This window comes from Vibrio sp. 10N.261.46.A3 (genome assembly GCF_041472995.1).
Taxonomy (GTDB): Bacteria; Pseudomonadota; Gammaproteobacteria; order Enterobacterales; family Vibrionaceae; genus Vibrio; species Vibrio coralliirubri.
This window is the reverse complement of record NZ_JBFRRH010000182.1, coordinates 1-7582: the sequence shown is the minus strand read 5'-3', so window position 1 is coordinate 7582 and position 7582 is coordinate 1. Positions and strand designations below refer to the sequence as shown.

The window sequence follows — 7582 nt, the reverse complement described above, 5'->3', positions numbered from 1 at the left end:
ATACAGGGTCGGATTGTATATTTGACTTATAAAACTCAACGAGCTTTTGTGAATCGCCCGATCCAATAAGCAATTGCTCTTTGGTATCAAGCTGACTGTCAACGGTTGTACAACCTGAAAGTAAAACCAGAACAATAATGGCTAATACAAATTTTCTTATCACATTAACATCCTTAAAATACCTGGGGCTGCGATGAGAACAACAATCGGAACCATGATAAAAGCAATCAAAGGAATAGACATTTTTGCCCCCATCTTTCCAATCCGTTCCTCTAGGTCCATCATATTAAGCTCTCGAATATCAGTCGCTAACGTTGCTAATACAGGTCCAACAGATGAGCCAAACTGTAAGCTCTGCACCATAGTCATAACAAAACTTTGAGATTCGCTAGTTGGTACAAGCTCGTAAAATTCTTCTAATGCCTTTTCCAATCCGACCAAGCGAGAGCGTTCAACCGTGACTCTGACAACATGGGAAAGATTACTGTCTACCGAGTGGAGCTCCTTTGCCAGATACTCCAAACTAGACTCGATTGTCATACCGGTATGAACACACACATTCATAAGGTCGAGTAAAAAAGGCAACCTTGAACTGATATGCTTAATATTGGCTTTACCGCGAGCTGACACATAGGAATCCGGTGCAATGATAAACGCCAATAAAGCCCCGAGTAGATATAACAGAGCGAATATCACCTCGGTTTCTCCGTTATAAAAGTCAAAACCGATTAATATTAAGCAAACACTAAAAGGAATTATTTTTAATAAATAATAGGTATCTGCAAGGAAATCACTGTAAAAGCCTGCCGCGACTAACTTTCGTTTTGTTTCGTATTTATTGAAACTAATCCGAGACAAAACAGCCTTGAACAAATCCGTTCTTTTTTTCTCTTCACGTGTTGAACCAATTATTTTACGAGTTTCTATATTTGCTCTCGTGTTATCCCAAAAACGTAAGCAATAGGTTGCTAGAACCATCGATATAATAAATATCACACCCCAAATTAAAACCGTTTCAAATCCCATTAATTTACACCTCGCAGAATCAGCCAAATGCAAAAGAAGCCTAACAACTCACTCACTAGAACGTAATAAAAAATGGGTTGTCCCGCATCTTCAAACATCACGAAGCTGTAGTTTTCAGGACTTGTAAACTTCAAAATGATCAAAAAAATCACGGGTAAACAAGCGATAATTTTGGCAGATGCACGAGCTTCTGAGGTCAGCGCATTTTTCTTTTTCTCAACCGCTCTAGAATCGAACATAAGGCGGTTAATTTTGTTGATCACATCTTTGAGCTGACCACCTCGAGCTAGGTTGATTCTTATCGTGGAGGCAAAGAAAAAGTACTCTAAGTAAGGGAATGTATTGCTACTACGTTCAAGAACGTCATCAGGGTCTTCACCAATGAGCAAACGCTCAGCCATGAACTTAAACTCCTTGCCCACTTCATTATCCAGTTGCTTACCTACATACTCGAACGCATGAATGATACTTTGACCTGAAGAAATCGCTCCACTCAAGATATTCAAAGCATCTGGAAAGTTAGTTTTAAATCGGTCCATCTGCCGTTGCTTTAGCTTATTGTAAAAAACGAAGAACAAAATAGGCTCAACAATAATCAGGCAAACTAGGTAATCCTGACGCAAGAAAAACTCATTAATGGCATAAACTGCTGAAGCAGATACACTAACAAATAGAATCAGTTTCAAAGACATGTTGGGCTGCAAGACCTTGATTGTCTTCTTGTAACTTTTCCTAAGCTTGGCCTTATAGCTTTCTTCAAACTGTTGTGAGTCGATAACTGACCGAACCCCTTTTACCCCTTCAAATTCAGCCTCCATTTCAATCAAACTACTCAATTTCTTGTCTTGGCGAGAGCGATTGATAAGAAAGTAGAGTAACAAAGCACTCCATGACGCAATCAGTATTAAGGTCATGTAAAGATCTCCCTTACCGCTTGTTCTAAGCCAAAGAATTTTGCGCGTTCATAGATTACAGAACGAGTGGATAAGCCAGGAGTTCGGAACTCGCCTTCCATTTTCCCATCTTTGAAATTTGAAGTAGCTTCGTAACGAAAAATATCCTCCATCACAACGCTATCCCCTTCCATACCAATGATCTCAGAAATGTACATCACTTTACGGCTACCATCATGAAGACGCTTTACTTGAACGATAAGGTCAACTGCGCTAACAATGGTTCTACGTATTGCAGATATGGGCAGACTAGCGGTAGCCATCATCACCATACTTTCAGTACGAGCAATCGCATCTCGCGGTGTATTGGCGTGTAATGTGGACATCGACCCGTCGTGGCCCGTGTTCATCGCTTGAAGCATCTCAAAAGCTTCTCCACCACGACACTCACCAACAATGATTCGGTCAGGACGCATACGAAGCGCGTTGATCACAAGGTCTCGAGCGGTAATTTCTCCCGTCCCTTCAACGCTAGCTTGTCGTGTTTCAAGCCTAACTATGTGAGGCTTTTGAAGCTGTAGCTCAGCGGCATCTTCAATAGTAACAATACGTTCCGTTTCACCGATAAATCCAGACAGCGCATTGAGTAGCGTTGTTTTACCTGAACCTGTACCACCGGAGATCAATATGTTGCATTTACAGTGGCTCGCAATGGACAAAAGCTTAGCCATCTCAACAGACATAGCGCCAAACTCTGCGAGGTTCTCAAGCTTAATTTTTTGCTCTTTGAACTTACGAATAGAAATTGACGTACCATCAATTGCAAGTGGTGGTATCACAATGTTTACACGACTGCCATCCATCAAACGAGCATCACAAAGTGGCTTGGACTCATCGATACGACGACCTACATTCGATGCGATTCGCTTAGCAATCGTATTCAATTGTTTCTCGTTAACAAATTGAATCGGTGATTGTTCAACTTTGCCATTGATTTCAATGAAAATATCCGATGGTCCATTGATCATGATATCCGATATATCATCGTTATCGACCAAGGCTTGCAGTGGCCCTAAGCCTTTTAATTCATCGAGTAATGCTTTGACTAAATCGACGCGTTTCAATGAGCTCACTTGTAACTGCTTCTTATCGATCAGAATGTTAACCGAATCTTTAAGCTGTTCCTCTAGCTCTTGACTGCTGATTTCAACAAGTGTCGCGGCGTCTAACGCATCGAAGATTTCATCCCTAAGCTGGATGTAGATTTCTTTTAATTGATTCATTTTCTAAACAAACTGAAGCGTGATTTAGTTTTAATTTTTTTGCCTGTTAGCGTGGCAACCATACTAAGAACGGCAGTCGATGACTTGGATTTAAGCAACTCATTAATACCCTGCTGAACCACTATTTTTTCGAGTGCCGGCTCGTACATGAAATCAATGCTATCTTTGGCTTTGATCCTTTCTTTCGCACTTGCAAGAGTCACCATGAAATCTTTCGCTGGCCTATTTAGGTTAAAAATAATCTGGTGTTCAGATTTACCGATCTTCTTCTTCAATAGGTTATATGAACGCAATGAAGAGACCGAAGGTTCGCAAACAATAAAGATACGATGATATTTATCTGACAACTCCTGGTCGTGCATCTCTTCGTAGCAGGACAACGGCGCAGAATCGATAATAAAGTTATATTGATCAACCAGTTGATTTGAGAGGTTGTACAGCGTAGACGCATGATCGGAAAGACAAGCGACATTCTTCTCTAGAACCAAATAATCAAGCTTCTCTTTAACGCCATGTACATAGGTTTTGGCTATCGCACTATCAATATCGATCTGATTTAAATCAATACTGTTGTGCTTAGCTTTCAAGCCTTTTACGCCTATATAAATGTCACTGTTTAGTGCTCCAGAATCATGATCTACTAGCAGTGTCTTGAGATTCGCTTGCTCCGCTAAGGAGTGCGCTAAAACGGAACTTATGCAAGAAACACCAATACCGCCTTTAGTCCCTAAAACCAATATACGTTTGGCTACGCGTGTTTTCTTTACTGAACTTTCGCCGTCTTGCGTCGCTTTAATTGCCGCAAGTAACGCATCAAGTTCTAGATCCCACAAAACATAAGTAGCGCCTAAAGCATGTACTTGATTACGCAGCTTTATAGAATCGACGTCGCATAGAACAAGCAAAGATATATTTACATCTAAACGAATCGAGATCTCGGACACTTGCTCAATAACATTTTTGGCACTACGAAGATCAAGCACGACATGGTTAAGCTTGATGTTTGACTGATTCCAAACACCATCTAAATCTATGTCAGTCACTTCAAGTGGTTTAGGAAAGCCTTCAATTGCGTATAAATCATGGATCGATTCAGTTAGGGCGCTATCATCTGAAACAATGAGATCGGTAGCCTCAACTGATGACTTCATTTTTGAAGACGAATTACGAAACAAGATATCCAAGTCCATAACTATTTCGCCTTCTTAATAGGGTTAACCAAGCTGATGTTTCGGTTATGTTCAACACTACAACCAAATTGATATTCTTCTCTTTGCGAGAACACCATCACTCCACAATCACTGCCTTTAATTCGGACATATCGACCTATGATCAAGATATTTTTCTCTTGGTCATTATCGGCAAGTTCAACTTTGTATCTGTCTTTCGCGATAGATTCCGACTTAAACCTATCTCGTAGCTTAGCGACAAACTCACTAGCATCAGGCTTATATTTAATGTAGAACGTCACTTTCGGCTCTCTAGCATTGAGGTCTCGGATAAAAGCTACAGAGCGAGACATTGAATCTTCACCACTCGTCATATCAAATTCAAAACGCTCCTCTAATTGCTCAATCACACTAGAGTTTGAAGTATCAACGTGGGTACAAGCAGTAGTAACAAGAACGATTAAAGTAAAAACGATCCATCTCATTAGTTGAACCCTCCTTGGTTTATCGTGTTTTCAAGCTCAGGTTCATCAAGATCCGAAAGATCTATCCTAAGAAGTCGTTCAAGATCACTTGTACGTCTAAAGCTTGGCAATTTGACCTGCTCTTGCTCGACCGGATCAACCAGATTGACGGTTGCAACTATGATCAATTCTGTTTTAGAGCGGTTTGTGGAAGTGTGGCTAAATAGCGCACCTAAGATTGGGATGTCCCCCAGAATTGGAATCTTGGTTAACGATTCACGCTCTTCTGATGTCAATAATCCTGCCAAGACGAAGCTTTGTCCGTCTTTCAAGTGAACTGTTGTTTGAGCTCTTCGAGTGCGCAAAGAGGGTACGGAAATTAAACCTGTTGTGGTTTTGTTTGATTCATCAATAGAACTGACTTCAGGGATTAAGGTTAAGCGGATATTTTCCGTGTCAGTAACCTTAGCAACCATAGCTAATTTGACGCCGTACTCTTTATAAGAAATAGTAATACCGTCTTCGTCTCGCACCGCAATTGGGATCTCACCACCCGCAAGAAAGCTGGCCTGCTCACCCGATATAACAGATAGGTTTGGCTCTGCCAATACACGACCGATTTTGTCATCACCACTTGCAGAGATAACCGAAACGATATCTTGAGCCGTAAAATCAAGTAGCTTATTAACAAAAGTGCCCGGCTCGCCACTATCACTGTATGTAACGCCCAACTCGGTCAGAAAAGAACTTGAGACTTCCGCAACCGTTAGCTTTACATTGATCTGTTCTGTGGTGAGAACTTTCAAGTTATTAATGACTTGGTCGTAGTTGTACTTTGTCGTGTACTCTAGTTCGTCTAAAACCTCCCCGCCAGCATCTTTCAGTTCATATGTCTTACGTCGACGTTCTTTCTTCAACATTTCACCGACCAATCGATGAATCTTTTGCTTAATCTCTTCGCTACCAACTATGCCGTCTAAGACCACTTGATCACCGACATTGGATACCACAACGCTTTCATCAGGGAATCGAGCGATTAACGTTTGCTTCAATAGTCGCAAGCTTTGGTTAACGACCAATTCAGCATTGTAGATTTCGTTTCCACCGCGATCATAAACAATCACTGAAGTAGTGCCCTGACCAACGCCATAAACCACAACCTTATTGTCATCGATGATTTTGTAGTCTGCTATTTCTTGATTCGCCACAAATACCGTTGATATTTGTCGCTTCAAATTAATGGTTTTTGCGGCACCCTGATCCAAGTTCATTAATTCTGATGCGAGTAATGGACATGAAAGAATCCCGCACAATAGCAACGCTATATTTTTGTTCCTTAAAGTCATGTTATTCCTTACCACGTAATTCTCTAACACCAAACTGAGTTTCTAAAAGATCACTACTGCGGATAGATAAATAGCGATTCTCGATTTCTGATGGAATGATATTCACGTCACCAATTTTTTGAGCCATTTCTAGCTTCAAAACGCTGCGCATATTCAATGCAATAACTAAACTGTACTTTTTGTCTTCGGCATCTTCAGAGTCAGTATCTTCAGTGCTCCCTTTTATTACCTGTAAAACTCGCGCTCCACTGATAATCACTCGACTAACGAGATCCCCTATATCACCATAGCCATTCTCAACGAGGTTTGATTTTGAAGAAGTTGTGGAAACGAAGCTCACTTTATCACCCGGAGTAAGGGTTGCGGTCTGTACTACTCCAATACCGGTTACTTCATAAAAATAAGGTAATTCACCGTCATTTAGTGACAGGTACATATAATCTCTATCTCCAGGGTTAGAGATCATATCTTGTGTTAAGTAAGTACCTTCAGAGATGTCTTCTTTAAATAGAGCACCAGGTTCAACAATAAGGTCATCTTCTAACGTATAGTAGTAACCATCTAAGTCAGATATATGAACAAATTTCTTGTCATAAAATTTAGGAACCAACGGTTGAGAGCGTTTAATCGCTTTCTGAGTGACTAAAATACTAACTTTTGGTTCTTCTTTCTGCTGTACTTCCTGTGGTTCTTCATTATCTGAAATATAGTTGGAATTGATATAAATCAATGTAGAAAAAATAGATAAAGCAACAAGAAGGAGAATGATAATTCTGTTCATATTAAGCCTAAAACAGGGGCCAAAGCCCCTTAATATATTATTCTTAGTGGCTAATTATTTGCCTGTAGTAGCTTTAGTTAGGTTGCCTGTCACTTTAGTTAATGCACCAGTGATAGCATTTTTAAGCGCATCAGTTTGAAATGCCGCAAGTACTAAAGCCGACATTACAACCGCGATAATTGCATATTCCACAGCCGTAACACCGCGAATATCATCTTCGAACTTCATTTTTAGTTCAGCCAATTTTGCTAAAGTTTTGTAGTACATGGTAATCCTCTAAAAGTATATCGACCATCGGTCTAATTGAAATTGCGAAATGAAATCTACCCGACATTAAAGTATACATCCAATTAATAGTTATTATGATCGCATAACATAAACTTATTTGACTAGTATAAACAATTTTTATTATGGTATAAAAACAATAAATAAGATTCACATTGATATACGTAACGAACACCTATACTCTATATTTATGAATATAGATTTATTAGCTTACTCAACCTTAATTTTTGTAAACTTCTTAATAATAATTTACGTCTGTTTTTCTGATGGAAAAAATAGAAAAATACCAAATAACCTCAATAAAATAGCTTTAGCATTTATACCCGTGATCATTG

The 7582-nt window shown here is 39.7% G+C and carries 8 protein-coding genes; all 8 read right to left on the bottom strand.

Annotation, left to right across the window (positions count from 1 at the left end; all coding sequences use genetic code 11):
• Positions 1 to 159: 159 nt before the first annotated feature.
• The 8 genes from AB4484_RS26385 to AB4484_RS26350 are packed head-to-tail and all read right to left on the bottom strand — an operon-like array spanning position 160 to position 7229.
• A complete protein-coding gene (locus AB4484_RS26385; RefSeq protein ID WP_059020764.1) occupies positions 160 to 1026 on the bottom strand; it encodes a type II secretion system F family protein in 867 nt (288 codons plus the stop codon).
• Positions 1026 to 1940 (bottom strand): type II secretion system F family protein, encoded by a 915-nt coding sequence (locus tag AB4484_RS26380; RefSeq protein ID WP_372081010.1) that lies wholly within the window; start codon positions 1938 to 1940, stop codon positions 1026 to 1028. Before AB4484_RS26380 ends, AB4484_RS26385 begins: the two co-directional genes overlap by 1 nt.
• Positions 1937 to 3202: a CpaF family protein gene (locus tag AB4484_RS26375; protein ID WP_048615461.1), complete on the bottom strand. Its 1266-nt coding sequence runs from the start codon at positions 3200 to 3202 to the stop codon at positions 1937 to 1939. The genes AB4484_RS26380 and AB4484_RS26375 overlap by 4 nt, the downstream gene beginning before the upstream one ends.
• A complete protein-coding gene (locus AB4484_RS26370) occupies positions 3199 to 4392 on the bottom strand; it encodes a type II secretion protein (protein WP_333010089.1) in 1194 nt (397 codons plus the stop codon). Before AB4484_RS26370 ends, AB4484_RS26375 begins: the two co-directional genes overlap by 4 nt.
• Positions 4393 to 4394: 2 nt before the next feature.
• Entirely contained in the window at positions 4395 to 4856 is a 462-nt protein-coding gene (locus tag AB4484_RS26365; RefSeq protein WP_372081009.1) for an ATPase, read from the bottom strand.
• The gene (locus AB4484_RS26360; RefSeq protein ID WP_048615464.1) at positions 4856 to 6181 is read right to left on the bottom strand and encodes a type II and III secretion system protein family protein; all 1326 of its coding nucleotides are present in this window, start codon (positions 6179 to 6181) and stop codon (positions 4856 to 4858) included. Before AB4484_RS26360 ends, AB4484_RS26365 begins: the two co-directional genes overlap by 1 nt.
• A 1-nt stretch (position 6182) precedes the next feature.
• Positions 6183 to 6962 carry a pilus assembly protein CpaB gene (locus AB4484_RS26355; protein WP_372081008.1) on the bottom strand — a complete coding sequence of 260 codons (780 nt, stop codon included), beginning with the start codon at positions 6960 to 6962 and terminating at the stop codon, positions 6183 to 6185.
• Positions 6963 to 7016: 54 nt separating this feature from the next.
• Positions 7017 to 7229: a Flp family type IVb pilin gene (locus AB4484_RS26350; RefSeq protein WP_017077511.1), complete on the bottom strand. Its 213-nt coding sequence runs from the start codon at positions 7227 to 7229 to the stop codon at positions 7017 to 7019.
• Positions 7230 to 7582 lie beyond the last annotated feature (353 nt).